Source organism: Methylobacterium sp. E-016 (genome assembly GCF_022829745.1).
Taxonomy (GTDB): domain Bacteria; phylum Pseudomonadota; class Alphaproteobacteria; order Rhizobiales; family Beijerinckiaceae; genus Methylobacterium.
The window spans coordinates 15,256-34,837 of sequence record NZ_JAKSYF010000093.1 but is presented as its reverse complement, the minus strand read 5'-3'; the positions used below and the strand labels follow the sequence as shown (position 1 = coordinate 34,837).

The window sequence follows — 19,582 nt, the reverse complement described above, 5'->3', positions numbered from 1 at the left end:
GCGCGATCTCGGCCGAGTTCGAGACCGCGTTCTTCGTCCGCGAGGCGATCCTGGACCGGATGCGCTGGGGCGCCCCCCCCGGCTTCGCGGAGGGCGCCGATTACGGACGCCTGCCGGCCGCCTACGCCGCCGACCTGCCCGGTCGCCGCGCCGCGCCGGTGCCGGTGGCCGTCCGCACCCTCGACCCGCGGGTGTTCGGGCTCTGGGGACAGGGCTTCGGCAGCTTCGGGCAGGCCCGCAGCGACGGCAACGCGGCGAGCCTGTCGCGCCAGACCTCGGGCTTCGTGCTCGGCGCCGATGTCCGCGTCGAGGGCGGCTTCCGCCTCGGCGTGGCCGGCGGCTACACCGCGACCAGCCTCGACACGGCCGGGCGCCTGCAATCGGGCTCGATCGAGAGCGGCTTCGGCGGCCTCTACGGCAGCTACGAGCGCGGCCCGGTCTCGCTGCGGCTGGGCGCGGTCTACGCCGACAACGCGGCGCGCCTGACCCGGACGGTGGCGTTCGCCGGCTTCGCCGACACGCCGAGCGCCCGCACCGGCGGCTCGACGATCCAGGGTTTCGGCGAGATCGGCTACAAGCTCTTCCTGGGCGGCGCCGCGCTGCCCGTCGGCGAGGACGCCGCCCCGGTCCCGGTGGCGCTCTCCTACATCGAGCCCTTCGTCGGGGGCGCCGTCGTCGCGATCGGCCGCGACCGCTTCACCGAGACCGGCGGGATCGCCGCGCTGACCGGGTTCGCCCGCGACTACGACCTCGGGGCGGCCACCGCCGGCGTACGGGCGCAGACGAGCTTCGATCTCGGCCTCGGCGCGCCGGTCTCGGCCCACGGCCTGCTCGGCTACCGCCGGGCCTTCGGCGACGTGGTGCCGACGGCGCTGCTGGCCTTCGGCGCCACCGGCCCGGCCTTCCTCACCGCGGGCATCCCGATCGACCGCGACGCCCTCGTGGCGGAAGCCGGCCTCGACCTGCGGGTCTCGGCCGCCGCCACCCTGGGCATCGCCTACACCGGCCAGGTCGGGTCCCGCGCCGAGGACCACGCCGTCAAGGGCAACTTCACCTACCGGTTCTGAGTTGTTTCGGACCCATCACGATCGGGCCAAATTCCCACCGCCGCGACCCTCGGGTCGCGGCGGTTTCGCGTCGTGCGCGTTGTCCCTGCGCGCCGATCCAACCCCTCATCTCGATCCTAAGCGCTTCCGAGCACCGGTAGCCTCGAAGGAGCCCGCTGACCAGGCGCGCGATCGCAGGAGGGCTCCTTCGAGGCTGCCGAGGCAGCACCTCAGGATGAGGGCGTTGGTTGGGATAGGGGGACGCCTACTCATTTGACTTCCGGTGCGCGCTATCCGCGGATCGCCGGCAGGCACCTCAGTGGAGTCTGCGTCTGGCCATCCTGAAACACCCGCCCCATCAGCCGAATCGCGGCAGCGGCGCGATCCGGGGCACGTCGGTGCCGCCCTTGCGCTCGAGCAGGCCGGGCGGCGGAACCGGCGCCACGATCGTGCAGACGACGCCTGCGGGATCGAAGGCGAGATTGACCTCGCCGGCGAGCTCGCGGGCGAGGCTGCGCTCGATCAGCCGCGAGCCGAAACCGGTGCGCGTCGGCTTCGCCACCGGCGGGCCGCCGCTCTCGACCCATCGCAGGGTGAGGCTGACCTCGTCGTCGCGCCGGAGCGTCCAGGCGATGTCGATGCGGCCGCCTTCGCGCGAGAGCGCACCGTACTTGACCGCGTTGGTGCCGAGTTCGTGCAGCGCCATGGCGATCGACAGCGCGATCCGCGGCGGCAGCCGCAACGGCGGCCCGGAGACGCGGAAGCGCGAGACCTCCGGGGAATCGAGCGGGCGGATCGCGTCGGCGACGACCGTGGCGATCTCGGCCCCCTCCCAGCTCTCGCGGGTGAGCACGTCGTGGACGCGGGCGAGCGCCAGGAGCCGCGCCTCGAAGGCGCCGCGGGCCGCATCGGCCTCGGCCCCGTCGAGGCTGCGCAGGGACTGGTTGGCGATCGACTGGACGGTGGCCAGCGTGTTCTTCACCCGGTGGTTCAGCTCGTGGATCAGGAGCAGCAGGTGCTCCTCGGCGGACTTCGCATCGGTGATGTCGACGTTGCAGCCGGTGTAGCCGAGGAAGGTGCCGCCGTCGTCGAGGCGCGGCACGCCCTCGCAGCGGAGCCAGCGAACCGCCCCGTCGCGGTCGATCACCCGGACCTCGGTGCGGAAGGGCTTCCGCGCGTCGAAGGCGTCGGTGAAGGTGGCCGAGAAGCCGGCGAGGTCGTCGGGATGGACGATCTTGTGCCAGCCCTCGTTGGCCAGCGCCGTCGCCGGCATTCCGAAGATGTGCTCGAAATGCATGTTGACGAAGCTGACCGTCGCGGCCTCGTCCGTCATCCAGATCAGCGCCGGCGCGGAATCGGCCATGTGGCGGAAGCGCGCCTCGCTCTCCCGCAGCGCCGAGAGCCCGCGGCGGGTGTCGGCCAGCGCGCGGTCGCGCTCGCCCTCGCGGGTCTTCAAGCGGAGCGAGGCGTCGGTGAGCACGTCGCCGAGGCGGCGGATCTCGTGCACCGGCGAGGCGATGCGCGGGATCGCCTCGCCGCGCGACAGGGCCGGGCCGGAGGCCGCGAGCTGGCGCAGCGGACGCGACACCCGCGACCACAGCACGACCGCGAGCGCCGACGACGTCGCCAGGACGAGAAGACCGAACCCGCCGAAGGCCCAGACCCAGCGGCGCAGCCGCGCGTCGACGAGGGTCTGCGGGATGCTTGTGCCGACCGTCCACCCGGTGAGGCGCGAGCGCGCCTCCACCACGACGACCGGGCGGTGCTGCCGGTCCTTGCCCTGCCAGACGCCGGGCGTCTCGGTCTGGATCTGCCGGAGGCTGGCGAGGCGCGGGCGTCCGACGATCGCGCCCGGGTCGGGCAGGCGGGCGAGGACCAGCGCCTGCCGGTCGGAGATGCCGGTGGTCCAGCCCTCGACGACCTCGCGGGCGAGGATCGCCTGCAGGCGGCTCACGGGCGCGCTGAAACTGAGGATGTAGGCGACGTTCGGGCCGACCATCACCGGCACGGCGACACCGTAGGTGGCATCGCCCGGCATCGGCCCGGGAAGGTAGCCGGTCACCATCGCCCGCTGCGTGCCCGAGGCGATCTCCTTGTCGAACGGCAGCACGGTAATCGGCAGCATGCCGCCGCGCTTGATCCCGGTGTTGACGATCTGCTGCCCGTCGGGACGGCGCAGCATGATGTCGAGGTCGATCGCCTCGCGGACGAGACGGGCCTGCGCGTCGAAGGCCTCGAACTCGCCATCCTTCAGGCGCGGCGAGGTGGCGAGGGTCTGCAGCACCGAGACCAGGCCGGCGGTATCGCGATCGATCGACAGGGCGATGCCGCGCACGTTCTCGCGGGCATCCTGCTCGAAGCGCGCACGCTCGACGGAGGCGTAGCGGGCGAGCAGGATCGCGGTGAAGATCAGGCCCGGCCCGATCAGCGCGATCACCAGCGCAACGAGGTAGACCTGCGTCGAGGCGCCGTTCCGCTCGAGCCGCTCGATGCGACGGCGGAGCCAGCTCGGACGCGGGCCGCGGCGGCCGCGGGCGGCGGGCAGCTCGCTCGGGCTCACCGCAGCATCCGGATCGCGGGCGGGCGCGGCGGCGTCATCGGGGGCGTAGTCCTGCAGCATCGCGCCATCACGGGTCGGACTTCGGCCGATCGGAGCTCGGCCGGTCGATATGGCCGAGATCGCGCGCCGGATCGAGCCGGTCGCGCACGCGCTGCTTTAGGGCCTTCACGTCGGGGAAGCCGCCGTCGCGGGTCCGCTCCCAGACCGTGTCGGGGCCGACGGTGATCGAGAAGGCGCCGCCGCTCGCCGGGATCAGCGCGACCTCGCCGAGGTCGTCGCGGAAGGTCGAGAGCAGTTCCTGCGCCATCCAGGCGGCCCGCAGGAGCCAGTTGCACTGGGTACAATAGGTGATGGCAACGCGCGGCTTGTCCGCCGCAGCTTGAGGCGTGTCATCCATGGCGCGCACAGCGCACCGCGGCGATGGGCTTGTCAACCTCGACCGGCTCCGCCCGGACGAACGCGCGACGCATCGCGAACGCGCGGCGCGGCCCTTCTCCCGGCGGGTGCGGCACCCTATCTCACGTCGGCGTGATTACGGCCAAGCTGGGCCGGACGAGACAGGCAGGAGTGGTGGACATGTCGTCGAGTGCGGACTTCGCAACGCCGCGGACCAGCCCGATCATCGCCCGCATCGCCGGTGCGCTGATCGCGATGCTGTTCGCGTCCTGCCTCTCCGGTTGCGGCGCGATCAACCGCGTGCCCACCCTGGAGGAGCAGGCGAAATCCTCCTGGAGCGAGGTGCAGAACCAGTACCAGCGCCGGGCCGACCTGATCCCGAACCTCGTCGAGACGGTGAAGGGCTACGCCAAGCAGGAGCAGGACACCCTGACCAAGGTGACCGAGGCCCGCGCCAACGCCACCAGCGTCAAGGTCGACGCCTCGACGATCACCGACCCGGCCAAGTTCAAGCAGTTCCAGGACGCGCAGAACCAGCTCAGCGGTGCGCTCGGGCGCCTGCTGGCCACGGTCGAAGCCTACCCCGACCTGAAGTCGAACCAGAACTTCCTGGCGCTGCAGTCGCAGCTCGAGGGCACCGAGAACCGGATCGCGGTGGCGCGGCGCGACTACATCGGCACGGTCCAGGCCTACAACACCGAGATCCGCACCATTCCCGGCCGCTGGATCGCGGCGTGGTTCTACCCGGAATCGAAGCCGATGGAGACTTTCACGGCAACGCCCAATTCCGAGCGGGCGCCGAACGTGAAGTTCTAGGGATTTCTCGCGCATGCGGCGCGGAGCGCTCAGGGCCTTCCCCCTCGTCCTCGCCCTCGTGGCCTGCGCCGGGCTGTGGACGGCTGCGGCGGCCGCGGAGCTGACCTTCCCGAAGCTGACCGGGCGCGTCGTCGACGCCGCCGGGATCCTCACCCCCGAGCAGCGCGGGACCCTGGAGGCCAAGCTCAAGGCCTACGAGGACAAGACCTCCGATCAAGTCGTCGTCGCGACGGTGCCGAACCTTCAGGGCATCACGATCGAGGATTACGCCAACCGCCTGTTCCGGGAGTGGAAGATCGGTCAGGCGAAGACCAACAACGGCGCCCTGCTGATCGTGGCGCCGACCGAGCGCAAGGTCCGCATCGAGGTCGGCTACGGCCTCGAAGGCGCCCTCACCGACGCCCTGTCCCGCGTCATCATCGCGAGCGCGATCACGCCGCGCTTCAAGGACGGCGACTTCGCCGGCGGGATCACCGCCGGCGTCGACGGCATGCTCTCGATCCTCTCGGGCGACGCCGAGGTCTGGCAGCGAAAGCCGAAGGTCCGTTCCGACGAGGTCGATCCGGCGCAGGTCGCGATCTTCATCGGCCTGTTCCTTCTCATCCTGTTCGTGGCGTGGCGGATGAACCGCGGTGGCCGCGGGCGCGGCGGCGGCATCGTCTTTCTTCCTGGGCCGGGGACCGGCGGTTGGAGCGGCGGCACCTCGGGCGGGTTCGGCGGCGGCTTCTCCGATGGGGGCGGGTTCTCGGGCGGCGGCGGCTCGTCCGGCGGCGGAGGAGCCTCGGGTGATTGGTAGCCCCCTGCTCACGCCGGATGCCTGCGCACGGATCGAGCGAGCCGTCGGCCGCGCGGAGGCCGGCACCGCCGGCGAGATCGTGGTGATGGTGACGGCCCGGGCCGGGCAGTACCGCTCGATCGTGCACGTCGCGGCCCTCGTCGCCGGCCTGATCCTGCCCTGGCCGCTGCTGGTGCTGACCAGCTGGAGCACCGGAGCGATCCTGCTCGCGCAAGCCGCCCTCGTGGCGGCCCTCCTCGCGGCGGGCCTGTCGGAGCGACTGCGCGTCGCGCTGACGCCCCGTCGTGTCCGGCGCTCGCGGGCTCGCGACGCCGCCCGCCGGGCGTTCTGGTCACGCGGGCTGGGACGCACCCGCGGACGGACCGGGATCCTGCTCTACCTGTCGCTGGCCGAGCATCATGCCGAGATCGTCGCCGACCAGGGCATCCTGGATCGCGTCGGCGCGGAGCACTGGACCGCGACGCTCGCCGACCTCACCACCGCCCTGCGCAGGGGCGAGGCGGAAGCCGGGCTTCTGCGCGCGGTCGAACGCATGGGAGCGGAGCTTGCGCGTCACGTGCCGGCCGGCCGCGGCGACCCGGACGAGCTGCCGAACCACGTCATCGTCGTGGAATAGGACCGCAGCGGTCCGGACGATGACGGGAGACGCTCCCCGCACCGCGACGGAGGCGATCGCCCTGCTGGGATACCGGAAGCGGATATCCGCTCACCCCCTCACCGTGAGAATTGTGGGGATGAGAATCGAGGGGTCGGGCCGGTCCTAGCCGCCGGTGACACTCATGTGGCGCGGCACCGCGGCCGGGCGCTGGCGCTCGATGACGAAGTCGTGCCCCTTCGGCTTGCGCGAGATCGCCTCGACCACGGCCGCCGTCACGAGCGCGTCGTCCGGCGAGGCGCGCAGCGCCGCGCGGAGGTCGGCGGCGTCCTCCTGGCCGAGGCACATGTAGAGCTTGCCGGTGCAGGTCAGGCGCACGCGGTTGCAGCTCTCGCAGAAATTGTGGGTCAGCGGCGTGATGAAGCCGAGCCGCCCGCCGGTCTCCTCGACGCGGACGTAGCGGGCCGGGCCGCCGGTGCGGTCGGGCAGCGGCGTCATCGTGTAGCGGTGCTCGAGACGCGCGCGGGCGACCGAGAGCGGCAGGAACTGGTCGGTGCGGTCGCCGTCGACCTCACCCAGCGGCATCACCTCGATCAGCGTCATGTCCATGCCGAGGCCGTGGGCCCAGGCGATCATGTCGGCGATCTCGTCCTCGTTGACGCCCTTCAGCGCCACCGCGTTGATCTTCACCTTGATGCCGGCGGCCCGCGCCGCCGCGATGCCGTCGAGCACGACGGATAGGTCGCCGCGCCGGGTGATCGCCCGGAACTTCTCCGGGTCGAGGGTATCGAGCGAGACGTTGACCCGGCGGATGCCGAGCTCGGCGAGCTCGGCCGCGAAGCGCCCGAGCTGGGTGCCGTTGGTGGTGAGCGTCAGCTCGTCCAGCGCACCGGTGCCGAGATGGCGGGACAGGCGGCGGAACAGGTGCATGATGTCGCGACGCACCAGCGGCTCGCCGCCGGTGATCCGCAGCTTGCGCACGCCGCGATCGATGAACACCCCGCAGAGCCGGTCTAGCTCTTCCAGCGTGAGCAGGTCGCGCTTGGGCAGGAAGTTCATCTCCTCCGACATGCAGTAGACGCAGCGCAGGTCGCAGCGGTCGGTCACGGAGATGCGCAGGTAGGTGATCGCCCGCTGGAACGGGTCGATCAGCGGCGCCGGCTGAACGTGGCTTTGATGGCCCATGCGGGACTCTGAAGGCGGCGATGCAGTTTCCGCGCGGCGATCGGATGACGAACCTAGCATGGATGCGCATATGATGGGACGCAGGCCCGTGGGCAAGCGCGTGCAGGGACGCAGACGCGCCGCCGGCCTCAGAAGTTGCAAGGGAGTTCGACCGTGACCGAGGAACGCTGGCCGACCGAGATCCGGCTTTCGGGAGACAAGCGCGTGCTCAACATCGCCTTCGACGATGGTGGGCGCTACGCGCTGCCGGCGGAGTATCTGCGGGTGTCGAGCCCGTCGGCCGAGGTGCAGGGCCACTCGCCGGCCGAGCGCAAGGTGATCGGCGGCAAGCGCGCGGTCGCGATCCTCGAGATCCAGCCGGTCGGCAACTACGCGGTCAAGCTCGGCTTCGACGACATGCACGACACCGGCATCTTCGGCTGGGGCTACCTGCACGAGCTCGGCCGCGAGTACGACGCCCGCTGGTCGACCTATCTCACCGAGCTGGCCGAGCGCGGCCTGGACCGGGAGACCGCGAAGGTCGCCCCGATCAAAGGAGGCTCCCCCAAGGACGCCGCCGCGAAGGGCGGATGCGGCAGCGGCGGCGGGTGCGGCTGCCACTGAGACCCGCCAGCGAAACGAGAAAGGCCGGCGTCTCCGCCGGCCTTTCTCGTTCTGCAACCGTCCCGTTCCGGACCGGCGATCGGCCGATCAGCGCTGGACGATGACCTTCGTGCCGACCTTGGCGCGGGTGTAGAGGTCGATCACGTCCTCGTTGGCCATGCGGATGCAGCCCGATGACACGGCGGTGCCGATGGTCTCCGGCTCGTTCGAGCCGTGGATGCGGTAGATCGAGCCGCCGAGATACATCGCGCGGGCGCCGAGCGGGTTCTCAATGCCGCCCTTCATGAAGCGCGGCAGGTCGGGGCGGCGGCGCAGCATGGTCGCCGGCGGGCGCCAATCCGGCCATTCCTTCTTCATCGTGATGTTCTGCACGCCGCCCCAGGTGAAGCCGGGACGGCCGACGCCGACGCCGTAGCGCAGGGCCTCGCCGTTGCCGAGGATGTAGTACAGGCGGCGCTCGGCGGTGGAGACGACGATGGTGCCGGCCGAGTACGGGCCGTTATAGGCCACGGTCTCGCGCGGAACCGCCGACATCTGCGGGACGGCGGAGGCCATCGGGTCGGCTGCGTTGAGCGAAGCGTTGGCCGTCGGGACCGCCACGGCCTGGACCGCCTGCGGGCGCACGCGCACCGACAGCGCGTTGTCCAGCGGCTGACGGGTCAACGGGTCGATCTCGTAGGCGAGTGCAGGCGCCGCCCAGGCGGCAGCCGCACAGACGAGCCCGATCAGGGCGAAGTTACGACGCATCAAGGCCTCTCAAAAGGCAGGCGAAAATTGTGGAGAACGCGGTGGACGACGCTTCGGCACGATGCCGTGCCAAGTCTCGCCAAGGGGTAAACGAGCGCGGCCCAAAGCCAAGCCTGAAACCGCGCCGCACCATGGTTCGCGTCGCGCCGTGACACGGTGGCAACACTGTGGCAGCTTTGCCGTATCGGAGCGAGAACGTGGCCGGGTCGCGCGCTGTGGATAACGAACGTTGAAACATCTTTTGCCGGCAGCTGCCGAATACGGCGACGGTGCGGCGGGATCGAGATGAGGACCTGCCGCGACGTGACGCGAACCGATCGTCATCCGGTCGAGCGCTGTCCTAGCCGCGACATCGCGCGGGCTTTGTAGTCTATTCGGCACCATGCCCCGATACGGATGCCTGCCGCACCGGATAGGAGATCTTCGCCCGTATCCTGAGACCACGGGCCACCTTCCGAAGCGCGTTCCTCAAGATCGAGGACGCGCTTTTTCCTTTTGGAAGGCTCGACCGCTGGCTCAGCGCGACTCGACCAGCACCGGCAGGCCGCCCTTCGGCTGCAGGCTGATCGCGCCGAACGGCACCACCGGCGCGTCGGAGGCGAGGCGGAAGCGGAAGCGGCGCCCGAGCACGGCGATCACGACCAGCATCTGCGTCAGCGCGAAGGATGCCCCGACGCAGACCCGCGGGCCGGTCGCGAACGGCAGGTAGGCGAGCCGCGGGCGGCCGACGCCGTTGCCTTCCGTGAAGCGCTCGGGATCGAACAGGTCGGGATCGCGCCAGAGCTTTCGGTGCCGGTGCACGATCCACGGCATCACGGCGATGATCGCGCCGCGCCGGACCCGGTGGCCGCCGACGACGTCGCGAGCCGCGGCCTGCCGCAGGATGGCGGGGATCGGCGGATACAGCCGCATCACCTCGTCGAGCACGCGGCGGGTATAGGGCAGCTTGTCCAAGGCGTCGGGGGTCGCGACGCCGTCGGGCATCGCCGCGTCGAGCTCGGCATGGAAGCGCGCCTCGACGGTGGGATGCAGGGCGAGGAGGTACCAGATCCAGGTCAGCGCTCGCACGGAGGCCGCGCCGCCGGCGATCAGGCTCGCGGCCTCGTCGCGCACCTCCGCATCCGGCAGGCCTTCGCTGGTCTGCCGGTCGCGCCCGTGGGCGAGGCGCCACAACAGGTCGTGCGGGCCGGCGTAGTCCGGCCCTCGCCGTGCGGCGATCATCGCGTGCAGGTCGGCGTCGAGCAGCGGCAGGGCCGGGTCGCGGCGGCGGTGGACGAGGCGGTCCGCGAGCCAAGGCGGCTTCGGGATCAGGTCGATCAGCCGCGGCTTGTGCGGCACCTTCGAAAGCCAGCGCAGGATCGGCAACCCGGCAGGATCGCCGCCGGTGACCACTTGGTTCCACAGCAGCGTCGAGAGGCTTCCGACCGAGCGCTCGATATCGACCGGCGCGGTCGAGCCCTCGGCCTCGACCGCGTCGGCGATGCGGCCGGCCAGTTCCAGCATCGCCGGGATGTCGGGACGGATCGAGCGCGGATCGATCGTCGGCGTCGCGACGCGGCGGTGCCGCCGCCAGACCTCGCCCTCGCTCGCCAGGGTGCCGGTGCGCAGATCGGTCTCGAACAGGCGGCGGATCGAGGTCACGCGGGGATAGTTGTCGAACCGGTCGATCAGCACGTGACGGATCGCGTCAGGATCGCTGACGAAGAGGACCTGCTGGCTCCAGTAGTTGCGCGGGACGATCAGGCGCTCGAACAGCTCGGCGTCGCAGGCCGCGAGCGAGTTGGTCGCGGCGGTCCTCAGGAAGGTCCAGGTCGGCAGCCGCCGAGCCGGACGCGGCGGCATGCCGGGAATCGGCGGATCGCCGGCCGCCGAAGCCGCCCGTTCCGCCACGTCGTCCGATACGCCGACCGCCATGGAACCCCAACCCGATTTCCGGGCCGGATGCTGCCGGACCGCCTCGCCTCGCCACGAGACGGCCCTCCCATGCCGATCCGAAGGTCGCGGCACAAGGCCTAATGCCGCGAGGCACCTACCGGTCCGGGTGTTCCGGTCAGGCGGCGTCGAGGCCGAGATCGATGATCGCGGCGCTGTGGGTGATCCAGCCGCAGGAGATCAGGTCGACCCCCGACGCAGCCACCGCGCCGATGGTCGCCGCGGTGATCCGGCCCGAGGCTTCCGAAAGCGCACGCCCGTCGATCATCGCCACCGCCCGGGTGAGCTGCTCCGGGTTCATGTTGTCGAGGAGCACCGCGTCGGCGCCGACCGAAAGCGCCTCCTGCAGCTGGTCGAGCGTGTCGACCTCGACCTCGATCTTGACGAGGTGCCCTGCCCGGGCGCGCGCCCGCTCGATCGCCGGGACGATGCCGCCGGCCACCGCCACGTGGTTGTCCTTGATCAACACCGCGTCGTCGAGGCCGAAGCGGTGATTCGAGCCGCCGCCGGCGCGCACCGCGTGCTTCTCCAGCGCGCGCAGGCCCGGCGTGGTCTTGCGGGTACAGACGATCGAGGCCTTGCCGTGCGGCCGCGCCGCCTCGACGAGCCCTGCCGTGGCGGTCGCGACGCCCGACATCCGGCAGAGCAGGTTCAGCGCGACGCGCTCGGCGGTGAGGATCGCGCGGGCCGGCCCCGACAGCCGGATCACCACGTCGCCGGGCGCGACGCGGGCGCCGTCGCCGCGCTCGACCACGGCCCGCACCGCCGGATCGATCAGGGCGAAGGCGATCACCGCGGCGTCGACGCCGGAGATCACGCCGTCCTGGCGGGCGGCGATGACGCCGTCCAGGCGTGCGTCCGGCGGCACGATCGCATCGGTGGTGATGTCGCCGGCGCGGCCGAGATCCTCGAGCAGCGCGGCGCGGACGATCGGCTCCACGAGGAGCCGCGGCAGGGGCAGGATATCGCTCATCGGGCCAACGCCTCGTCGGTTCGCGCGGGTTCGGATGGGGCCGCGCCAGGGCTGCGCAGCGTCGCCTCGGTGTGCCGGGCCGGCGCGGCGTGCGGATGGTCGCTGCGCCAGTGGCCGCCGCGGCTCTCGCAGCGACCGAGTGCCGCCTGCGCCATCATCCGGGCGGTGAGCGCGGCGTCGCAGCCCGTTTCGGCCAAGCGCGACAGGCCGTCGACGGCGATCTGCAGGCCGGCCGCGTCGCGGACCACGCCGACATGGCGCTCCATGATCGCCCGGATCGCCGGCAGGTCGCTCGATGCGCGCGCGGTGCGGATCTCGGGCAGGACGGCGGCCGGAGGCATCGCGTCGAAGGCGTCGGCGATGAAGCCGGAGAAGGCCAGCGCCTCGAGCAGCGAGTTGCTGGCGAGCCGGTTCGCGCCGTGCAGGCCGGTCGAGGCGACCTCGCCGTTGGCGTAGAGGCCGGGAACGCTCGACGCGCCGGTGCCGTCCACCCGGATGCCGCCCATGTGGTAGTGCGCCGCCGGCCGCACCGGGATCGCCTGCCGCGCCGGATCGATGCCGGCCGTCGCGCACAGGCCCGCGACGGTGGGGAAGCGCGTCGGCATCGAAGCGCCGAGCGCCCCGCGGGTGTCGAGGTAGACCGTGCGGCCCCGCGCCAGGGCCTGGAAGATGCCGCGGGCGACGACGTCGCGCGGGGCGAGGTCGCCGCCGGCGATGCCGGCCATCACGGCGGCGCCGGTCTCGTCGACGAGCCGGGCGCCCTCCCCCCGCAGCGCCTCGGTGGCGAGCGGCATCGGGTCGGCGCCGACGGCGATCGCCGTCGGGTGGAACTGCACGAATTCGAGGTCGCGCATCACCGCGCCGGCCCGGGCCGCCAGCGCGAGGCCGCGGCCGGTGGCGCCGCGCGGGTTCGTGGTCGAGGCGTAGAGCCCGCCGACCCCGCCCGTGGCGAGCACGACGGCGCGGGCACGGATGCGGAAGCGCGCGCCGTCGCGCTCGCACACGACGCCGGCCGCCGCCCCGTTCTCGTCCTGAAGCAGGTCGTGGACCGAGGCGGTCACCACCTCGATGGAGGGCGTCGCGAACACCGCACGCACCAAGGTCTCGAGGACGCGCGCGCCGGTGGAGTCGCCGCCCGCCCGCACGATCCGGCGACGGCCGTGAGCCGCCTCCAGGCCGAGGGCCAAAGCACCATCGGCGTCGCGGTCGAACGGCGCGCCGAGCGAGACCAGCCAGTCGATCAGCCGCGGACCTTCCGCGGCCACCCGAAGGGCGACCGCAGGATCGGTGAGGCCGGCACCCGCAGCCTCGGTGTCGGAGGCATGGAGCGACGGGGCGTCGTCGGCGCCGATCGCGGCGGCGATGCCGCCCTGCGCCCAGCCGGTGGCGGTGCCGAGCCCGAGGGGCGCGGCGCTGACCAGCGTCACCGGCCGCGGCGCGAGCCGCAGGGCGACGCTCAGGCCGGCGACGCCGGCGCCGACGACGACGACGCGGTCGGCGGGGTTGCGCGAGAACGCGTTCATCGCGCACCCACCGCGAGCATGCGCTCCACCGCGGCGCGCGCCCGGTCGGCCAAGGCCGGGTCGACGACGACCTCGTGGGTCAAGGTCTCCAGAGCGTGCCGGATGTTCGACAGGCTCATCCGCTTCATGTGCGGGCACATGTTGCACGGCTTGATGAACTCGATGTCCGGGTTCGCGGCCGCGATGTTGTCGGCCATCGAGCACTCGGTCACCAGCACGACCTGCGCCGGGCGCTTCTCGGTGACGAAGTTCATCATCATCGCGGTCGAGCCCGAGAAATCGGATTCGGCGACGACGTCCGGCGGGCATTCCGGGTGGGCGATGACGGTGACGCCGGGATAGCTCTCGCGCACCTCGCGGATGTCAGCTGGGGTGAAGCGCTCGTGCACCTCGCAATGCCCGGCCCAGGTGAGGATCTCGATCTCGGGCAGCACCGCCTGGACGTTCTGCGCCAGGAACTCGTCGGGGATCATCAGCACGCGCTTCACGCCGAGCGAGCGGATCACCTCGACGGCGTTGCCGGAGGTGCAGCACAGGTCGGACTCGGCCTTCACCGCCGCGGAGGTGTTGACGTAGGTCACGATCGGCACGCCGGGATACTTGGCGCGCAGGCCGCGCACGTCGGCGGCGGTGATCGAGTCGGCGAGCGAGCAGCCGGCGCCGAGATCCGGGATCAGGACGGTCTTGCCCGGGTTCAGCAGCTTGGCCGTCTCGGCCATGAAGTGCACGCCGGCGAGCACGATCACGTCGGCCTTCACCGTCACCGCCTCGCGGGCGAGCGCCAGGCTGTCGCCGACGATGTCGGCCACCGTGTGGAAGATCTCCGGCGCCTGATAGTTGTGCGCCAGGATCACGGCGTTGCGCTCGCGCTTGAGGCGGAGGATCGCCTCGATGTCGGGGGCGAGCGCCGGCCATTCGATCGCCGGGATGTGGCGGCTGACCCGAGCGTAGATCTCGGGCAGCGGCATCCCTGCCGGAACGGCGCGGGGGGCGGAGACGGGAAACGCGGTCGACGCCATGGCGCCCTCCATTATGCTCAGTTTGAGCATTGTGCCGCCTAAGTTAGGCGCGCCGGATCGCCGTGTCTAGATATGCTGAGACTGAGCATAACGGTTTTGCGACGCACCCGGCGCGATGCGTCGCACAACGCCGTCGCCCCGGTCCGAGGCTCGCGCGCTTCCGGCGTGATGGGCTCGTGCAGGACAGGTTGGTCGTCCTGTCCGGGATGCGGAATTTTTGACCAGGACGCGGGCCGTGGGAGGAGCGACGCCTCGCCGCGATGAGGCAGCAATGCCTAGATCGCCGCAGGCCGAAACCGCCCAAAGATAACCTATGTTGCTGCGGCACCCGATCGATTGCGCGACATCGCGAGCCGGTGCCGAGGCGCCATCGGAACTCGAGCTGCGCGGGGCACGATGCTCATCACCACGGAAGACAGCAATGGCTCCTCGGACTCCCTGTCCGTCGCGGCGCCGAAACTGTCCGATGCGATCCGCATCCATCTCGGTGAGCATCTTCGAACCACGTATGCCGCCTCGATGCAGGCCCCGCCGCCGTCCCATCTCGGCGATCTGCTGGCGCGCCTCGAAGTTGTTCTTGCCGACGCGCAGGGGCGCGACGACGCGGCGTTCAAGGCCGGCCTGCTCGAAGCCGCCACCAGCCTGCACAGCTTCGCCATCTCGCTGACCCGCAACCCCTCGGCGGCCGACGACCTCGTGCAGGACACGATGCTGCGCGCCTGGCGCAGCCGCGGCAGCTTCAAGGTCGGGACCAACCTCGGCGCCTGGCTGTTCACCATCATGCGCAACGCCTTCTACAGCGTCCACCGCAAGCACGCCCGCGAGGTCGCCGACAGCGACGGCGATCACGCCGCGCGCCTGACGAGCCTGCCCGAGCAGGGCGGCCACCTCGATCTTCAGGACGTGCAGGCCGCGCTCGGGCGCCTGTCGCCGCCGATGCGCGAGGCGCTGATCCTCGTCGCCGTCGAGAACGTGTCGTACGAAGAGGCGGCGACGATCCTCAAGTGCCGGATCGGCACCGTGAAGAGCCGCGTGTGGCGCGCCCGCGACCAACTCGCGCACATGCTCGGCTATACCGGCGCCGAGGTCGGCGCCGACCACCTCACGCTCTCAGCGATCGGCGAAGGCGGCCTCGCCGCCGGCGCCTGAGCGGACCGTCCGTTGGCGGGCGCGACCTGCCCCTTCGCGGGCGCGACCTGCGTCGTCGAGCGCGAGCGGTAGCCCCAAGGTCGAGAGCGATCCCTGAAGCCGGCAGCGCGCTGCGTCCGGGTCGTCGAACCATGCCGCCGCACGGCGCGCCGATCGCGATCACATTCTTTATCCAACCGCGCCGATCCGGCGCAGTCTGGAACGGATCGAATCAATCCGTCTGACGTTCCCGTTGCGATACCGCCCTGCGGGCACGCACTTCGCCCGCACCACAGCCGCCGGCACCACCGGTCGCACGGGACAGCGAGCATGACGGACAAGACACGAGACGGCGCCTTCGCGCTGACGCGGCGGACGCTAATGGAGAGCTGCGCCGTCGCGGCGGCCGCCACCGGCTTCGGCCTGCCGGCAAAGCCGGCCTTCGCGGACGCACCGGGCGATCCGGCGCCGCAGATGCTGTCGGTCCGCCTGACGGTGAACGGCACCGAGCACGACCTCACCCTCGACACGCGCACCACCCTGCTCGACGCGCTGCGCGAGCATCTCGACCTCAACGGCTCGAAGAAGGGCTGCGACCACGGCCAATGCGGCGCGTGCACGGTGCTGGTGGATGGGCGCCGGATCAATTCCTGCCTGACGCTCGCCGCGATGCACGATGGCGACGCGATCACCACGATCGAAGGCTTGGGCACCGAGGAGCAGCTCCACCCGATCCAGGCGGCGTTCCTTCAGCATGACGGGTTCCAGTGCGGCTACTGCACGCCGGGCCAGATCTGCTCCAGCGTCGGCATGCTGGCGGAAGTCAAGGCGGGCTGGCCGAGCCACGTCACCGAAGACATCGTCGGCAAGGCTGCGTTCACCGATGCCGAGATCCGCGAGCGGATGAGCGGCAACCTGTGCCGCTGCAGCGCCTACCCGAACATCGTCGCGGCGATCCGCGACGTCGCCGGCACCGAACTCTAGAGGCGCGCGCGATGAAAGCCTTCACCTACGAGCGGCCTTCCACCGTCCGCGACGCGGCGCGGCTCGCGGCGGACCGGCCGAATGCCAAGTTCATCGCCGGCGGCACCAACCTGCTCGACCTAATGAAGCTCCAGGTCGAGACGCCGGCGACCCTGATCGACGTCAACCGGCTGCCCCTCGACAAGGTCGAGGCCACGCCGGAGGGCGGCCTGCGCATCGGCGCGCTCGTGCGCAACTCCGATCTCGCCGCCGACCCGCGGGTGCGGAAGGATTACGCGGTGCTGAGCAAGGCCCTGCTCGCGGGCGCTTCGGGGCAGCTGCGCAACAAGGCCACGACCGCTGGAAACCTGCTCCAGCGCACGCGGTGCTACTATTTCTACGACACGTCGAAACCCTGCAACAAGCGCGAGCCCGGCTCGGGCTGCTCGGCGATCGGCGGGTTCAACCGCATCATGGCGGTGCTCGGCACCAGCGATGGCTGCATCGCCACCAACCCCTCCGACATGAATGTCGCGATGCGGGTCCTCGATGCCAGCGTCGAGACGCTGTCGCCGAACGGCGCGACCCGCGCAATCCCGATGGCACAGTTCCACCGCCTGCCGGGCGACACCCCGCAGATCGAGACCGCCCTGCAGCCGGGCGAGATCATCACGGCCGTGACGCTGCCGAAGCCCGTCCAGGGCCTGCACGTGTATCGCAAGGTGCGCGACCGCGCCTCCTACGCCTTCGCCACGGTCTCGATCGCGGCCGTCATCGGCAAGGCGGACGGCAAGATCACGCAGGCGCGGATGGCCTTCGGCGGCCTCGCGCACAAGCCGTGGCGGGTCGAGGCGGCCGAGGCCGTGCTCGCCAAGGGCGGCAGCGCCGACGACGCCGCGGATGCGGTCCTGGACGGCGCCCGCGGCTACGGCACCAACGACTTCAAGATCCCGCTGACCCGGCGGACGCTCCGCGCGGTGGTGACTGACGCCACCCGGACCTGACCGTCCACGCTTTCAGGATGAATGCCATGGAGATGAATCAACCGGTCGGGAAGACGCCGCTCGACGACAGGCCCGACGGCCTCGTCGGACGGCCGATCGACCGCATCGACGGCCGCCTCAAGGTGATGGGCCGGGCGCCCTATGCCTACGAGACCCGAGAGGTGAAGAACCCGGCCTACGGCTTCATCGTCGGCGCGACGATCGCCGCCGGCACGATCCGCTCGATCGATACCGCCGCCGCCGCGAAGGCACCCGGCGTCATCCATGTGATGACCCACGAGAACGTGCCCGAGCAAGGGGAGAAGAAGGAGCAGGTCTGGCCGCAGCTCGCCGGGACGAACATCGGGTTCTTCGATCAGCCGGTGGCCTTCGTCGTGGCCGAGACCTTCGAGCAGGCGCGCGCCGCGGCCAAGCTGGTGAAGGTCGCCTACGACGTCCGGGCCCCGAAAGCCTCGCTGCGGGCGGCGCTGCCCCAGGCGGTCGCGCCGAAGAAGCAGCAGACCGACCCGGATTCGAAGCTCGGCGACTTCGACGGCGCCTTCGCCGCGGCCCCGGTTAAGCTCGACGTCGAGTACACGACGCCGACGCAGATCCACGCGCCGATGGAGCCGCACGCGACGATCGCTTCGTGGGAGGGCGACAAGGTCGTGCTCTACACCGCCAACCAGATGCTGAACCGCGGGCAGAAGTCGCTCGCTTCGGTGCTGAAGCTGCCGGTCGAGAACGTGCGTCTGGTGAGCCATTACATCGGCGGCGGCTTCGGCTCGAAGCTGCAGCCGATGCCGGAGGCGACACTCGCCGCGCTGGCTTCCAAGGCGATCCAGCGCCCCGTGAAGGTGGCCCTGACCCGGCAGCAGGAATTCCACGTCGCGACCCACCGCACCGACACGATCCAGCGCATCCGGCTGGCCTCCGACCGCGACGGAAGGCTGACGGCCCTGTCCCACGAATCCTGGTCCGACACGGCACAGGGTGACGAGTTTTACGAGACCTCGGCCAACGTCACGCGCTCGCTCTACGCCGCGCCGAACCGCATCACGCGCCATCGCCTGGCCAAGCTCGACCTGCCGATCGCGTCCTCGATGCGCGCGCCCGGCGAGGCCGTCGGCATGCTCGCCTTCGAGTGTGCCATGGACGAGCTCGCCGAGCAGATCGGCCTCGACCCGATTGAGCTGCGAATCCGCAACGAGCCGACGCAGGACCCGGAGAAGCAGGTGCCGTTCACCGTGCGCCAGCTCGTGCCGTGCATGCGCGAGGGTGCCAAGCTGTTCGGATGGGACCGCCGCAAGGCGGCCGGCACGATGCGCGACGGCAATTGGATGGTCGGCATGGGCATGTCGGCGGCGGCCCGCCTCAACCCGCTGATGCCGTCCTCGGCGTCGGTGAAGCTCGGCGCCGACGGATACCTGACCGTGCGGATGGCGATGACCGACATCGGCACCGGCACCTACACCATCCTCGCCCAGATCGCCGGCGAGATGATGGGGCTCCCGGTCGAGCGCATCCGCGTCGAGATCGGCGACACCGCCTATCCGGCGGCGGCCGGCTCCGGCGGATCGTTCGGCGCGGGCTCGGCCGGCTCGGCGCTCTACGTCGCCTGCGACAACCTGCGCAACAAGCTCGTGGCGGCGACCGACCTCAACCCGGACGGCGTCGTCTTCGCGGACGGACGCGTCACCTCCGGAAACCGCTCCGAAGCCCTGGCCGACCTCGCCGGGTCGGGCGGCGTCGCGGCGGAGGGCGAGATCAAGCCCGGCGCGTTGAAGGAGAAGTTCTCGCACTACTCGTTCGGTGCGCACTTCGCCGAGGTCGGCGTCGACGGCGACACCGGCGAGATCCGTCTGAGGCGGATGCTCGGCGTCTTCACCGGCGGCCGCATCCTCAACGCCAAGACCGCCCGCAGCCAGGCGATCGGCGGGATGACCTTCGGCGTCGGCGCGGCGCTGATGGAGGATGCGGTGATCGACCCGCGCACCGCCACCTACGTCAACCACGATCTCGCCGAGTATCACGTGCCGGTCCACGCCGACATTCCTGCGATGGACGCGGTGTTCCTGCCGGAGCGCGACGACAAGGCCAACCCGCTCAAGAGCAAGGGGCTGGGCGAGCTCGGCATCTGCGGCGCCGGCGCGGCTTTGGCCAACGCCGTCTACAACGCCACCGGCATCCGCATCCGCGACTATCCGCTGACGCTGGACAAGGTGCTGAAGGGCTTCGAGGAGCAGGAAGGCCGCGCGCCGCGCCGGGCATGACGCCAGGGAGTGGTTGACGGCGGCCTCGCCCATGGACATCCCGC

At 71.1% G+C, this 19,582-nt stretch carries 17 protein-coding genes; 9 read left to right on the top strand and 8 right to left on the bottom strand.

The annotated features are described in order from the left end of the window. The coding region (locus tag MKK68_RS12185) for an autotransporter outer membrane beta-barrel domain-containing protein (RefSeq protein ID WP_244030499.1) at positions 1-1,067 on the top strand (1,067 nt) is incomplete at its 5' end. 337 nt (positions 1,068-1,404) lie between these two features. Here the strand turns inward: MKK68_RS12185 and MKK68_RS12180 are convergent. Further along, complete coding sequence (locus MKK68_RS12180) at positions 1,405-3,666, bottom strand: sensor histidine kinase (protein WP_243935552.1); 2,262 nt, start codon at positions 3,664-3,666, stop codon at positions 1,405-1,407. A gap of 7 nt (positions 3,667-3,673) precedes the next feature. Beyond that, positions 3,674-4,003 (bottom strand): SelT/SelW/SelH family protein, encoded by a 330-nt coding sequence (locus MKK68_RS12175; RefSeq protein WP_147844652.1) that lies wholly within the window; start codon positions 4,001-4,003, stop codon positions 3,674-3,676. 179 nt (positions 4,004-4,182) lie between these two features. Here MKK68_RS12175 and MKK68_RS12170 point away from each other — a divergent pair, with 179 nt between their 5' ends. Genes MKK68_RS12170 through MKK68_RS12160 form a run of 3 tightly spaced genes read left to right on the top strand, consistent with a single transcriptional unit; the run spans position 4,183 to position 6,230 of the window. Next, positions 4,183-4,818: a LemA family protein gene (locus MKK68_RS12170; RefSeq protein ID WP_147859166.1), complete on the top strand. Its 636-nt coding sequence runs from the start codon at positions 4,183-4,185 to the stop codon at positions 4,816-4,818. Positions 4,819-4,831: 13 nt separating this feature from the next. Then, positions 4,832-5,614 carry a TPM domain-containing protein gene (locus MKK68_RS12165; RefSeq protein ID WP_244030498.1) on the top strand — a complete coding sequence of 261 codons (783 nt, stop codon included), beginning with the start codon at positions 4,832-4,834 and terminating at the stop codon, positions 5,612-5,614. Continuing rightward, the gene (locus MKK68_RS12160; protein WP_244030497.1) at positions 5,604-6,230 is read left to right on the top strand and encodes a TPM domain-containing protein; all 627 of its coding nucleotides are present in this window, start codon (positions 5,604-5,606) and stop codon (positions 6,228-6,230) included. Before MKK68_RS12165 ends, MKK68_RS12160 begins: the two co-directional genes overlap by 11 nt. Positions 6,231-6,374: 144 nt before the next feature. Here MKK68_RS12160 and moaA read toward each other — a convergent pair whose 3' ends face one another. Further along, positions 6,375-7,394, bottom strand: a complete 1,020-nt coding sequence (gene moaA / locus MKK68_RS12155; RefSeq protein WP_147728340.1) for a GTP 3',8-cyclase MoaA — start codon at positions 7,392-7,394, stop codon at positions 6,375-6,377. 153 nt (positions 7,395-7,547) lie between these two features. On the opposite strand from moaA, the gene MKK68_RS12150 reads away from it, so the two are divergent. Continuing rightward, positions 7,548-7,997, top strand: coding sequence for a gamma-butyrobetaine hydroxylase-like domain-containing protein (locus MKK68_RS12150; protein WP_243935557.1), 450 nt, complete (start codon positions 7,548-7,550; stop codon positions 7,995-7,997). An 87-nt stretch (positions 7,998-8,084) separates the two neighbouring features. Here MKK68_RS12150 and MKK68_RS12145 read toward each other — a convergent pair whose 3' ends face one another. From MKK68_RS12145 to nadA, 5 genes are all read right to left on the bottom strand, one after another. Continuing rightward, complete coding sequence (locus tag MKK68_RS12145) at positions 8,085-8,744, bottom strand: L,D-transpeptidase (protein ID WP_147843841.1); 660 nt, start codon at positions 8,742-8,744, stop codon at positions 8,085-8,087. A 516-nt stretch (positions 8,745-9,260) separates the two neighbouring features. Continuing rightward, a complete protein-coding gene (locus tag MKK68_RS12140) occupies positions 9,261-10,658 on the bottom strand; it encodes a cytochrome P450 (RefSeq protein ID WP_244030495.1) in 1,398 nt (465 codons plus the stop codon). 136 nt (positions 10,659-10,794) lie between these two features. Further along, on the bottom strand, positions 10,795-11,649 hold the full coding sequence (nadC, locus tag MKK68_RS12135; protein WP_147728344.1) for a carboxylating nicotinate-nucleotide diphosphorylase: 855 nt from the start codon (positions 11,647-11,649) through the stop codon (positions 10,795-10,797). Beyond that, positions 11,646-13,172, bottom strand: a complete 1,527-nt coding sequence (locus MKK68_RS12130) for an L-aspartate oxidase (RefSeq protein ID WP_244030493.1) — start codon at positions 13,170-13,172, stop codon at positions 11,646-11,648. The genes nadC and MKK68_RS12130 overlap by 4 nt, the downstream gene beginning before the upstream one ends. Then, positions 13,169-14,191, bottom strand: coding sequence for a quinolinate synthase NadA (gene nadA / locus MKK68_RS12125; protein WP_147724910.1), 1,023 nt, complete (start codon positions 14,189-14,191; stop codon positions 13,169-13,171). The genes MKK68_RS12130 and nadA overlap by 4 nt, the downstream gene beginning before the upstream one ends. A gap of 396 nt (positions 14,192-14,587) precedes the next feature. Between nadA and MKK68_RS12120 the strand changes: the two genes are divergently transcribed. From MKK68_RS12120 to MKK68_RS12105, 4 genes are all read left to right on the top strand, one after another. After that, positions 14,588-15,340 carry a sigma-70 family RNA polymerase sigma factor gene (locus MKK68_RS12120; protein ID WP_147724908.1) on the top strand — a complete coding sequence of 251 codons (753 nt, stop codon included), beginning with the start codon at positions 14,588-14,590 and terminating at the stop codon, positions 15,338-15,340. A 309-nt stretch (positions 15,341-15,649) separates the two neighbouring features. Continuing rightward, a complete protein-coding gene (paoA, locus tag MKK68_RS12115; protein ID WP_244030492.1) occupies positions 15,650-16,303 on the top strand; it encodes an aldehyde dehydrogenase iron-sulfur subunit PaoA in 654 nt (217 codons plus the stop codon). Between the two features lie 11 nt (positions 16,304-16,314). Continuing rightward, positions 16,315-17,286 (top strand): FAD binding domain-containing protein, encoded by a 972-nt coding sequence (locus tag MKK68_RS12110; RefSeq protein WP_244030491.1) that lies wholly within the window; start codon positions 16,315-16,317, stop codon positions 17,284-17,286. Between the two features lie 26 nt (positions 17,287-17,312). After that, positions 17,313-19,538 carry a xanthine dehydrogenase family protein molybdopterin-binding subunit gene (locus MKK68_RS12105; RefSeq protein ID WP_244030489.1) on the top strand — a complete coding sequence of 742 codons (2,226 nt, stop codon included), beginning with the start codon at positions 17,313-17,315 and terminating at the stop codon, positions 19,536-19,538. The last annotated feature ends 44 nt before the right edge of the window (positions 19,539-19,582 follow it).

What these genes read in the sequence shown, in the direction of transcription:
- MKK68_RS12175 (WP_147844652.1), bottom strand. Translation starts at nt 4,003, where the DNA reads ATGGATGACACGCCTCAAGCTGCGGCGGACAAGCCGCGCGTTGCCATC.
- MKK68_RS12140 (WP_244030495.1), bottom strand. Translation starts at nt 10,658, where the DNA reads ATGGCGGTCGGCGTATCGGACGACGTGGCGGAACGGGCGGCTTCGGCG.
- MKK68_RS12145 (WP_147843841.1), bottom strand. Translation starts at nt 8,744, where the DNA reads ATGCGTCGTAACTTCGCCCTGATCGGGCTCGTCTGTGCGGCTGCCGCC.
- MKK68_RS12130 (WP_244030493.1), bottom strand. Translation starts at nt 13,172, where the DNA reads ATGAACGCGTTCTCGCGCAACCCCGCCGACCGCGTCGTCGTCGTCGGC.
- nadA (WP_147724910.1), bottom strand. Translation starts at nt 14,191, where the DNA reads ATGGCGTCGACCGCGTTTCCCGTCTCCGCCCCCCGCGCCGTTCCGGCA.
- MKK68_RS12120 (WP_147724908.1), top strand. Translation starts at nt 14,588, where the DNA reads ATGCTCATCACCACGGAAGACAGCAATGGCTCCTCGGACTCCCTGTCC.
- MKK68_RS12170 (WP_147859166.1), top strand. Translation starts at nt 4,183, where the DNA reads ATGTCGTCGAGTGCGGACTTCGCAACGCCGCGGACCAGCCCGATCATC.
- MKK68_RS12110 (WP_244030491.1), top strand. Translation starts at nt 16,315, where the DNA reads ATGAAAGCCTTCACCTACGAGCGGCCTTCCACCGTCCGCGACGCGGCG.
- paoA (WP_244030492.1), top strand. Translation starts at nt 15,650, where the DNA reads ATGACGGACAAGACACGAGACGGCGCCTTCGCGCTGACGCGGCGGACG.
- MKK68_RS12105 (WP_244030489.1), top strand. Translation starts at nt 17,313, where the DNA reads ATGGAGATGAATCAACCGGTCGGGAAGACGCCGCTCGACGACAGGCCC.
- nadC (WP_147728344.1), bottom strand. Translation starts at nt 11,649, where the DNA reads ATGAGCGATATCCTGCCCCTGCCGCGGCTCCTCGTGGAGCCGATCGTC.
- MKK68_RS12180 (WP_243935552.1), bottom strand. Translation starts at nt 3,666, where the DNA reads ATGCTGCAGGACTACGCCCCCGATGACGCCGCCGCGCCCGCCCGCGAT.
- moaA (WP_147728340.1), bottom strand. Translation starts at nt 7,394, where the DNA reads ATGGGCCATCAAAGCCACGTTCAGCCGGCGCCGCTGATCGACCCGTTC.
- MKK68_RS12165 (WP_244030498.1), top strand. Translation starts at nt 4,832, where the DNA reads ATGCGGCGCGGAGCGCTCAGGGCCTTCCCCCTCGTCCTCGCCCTCGTG.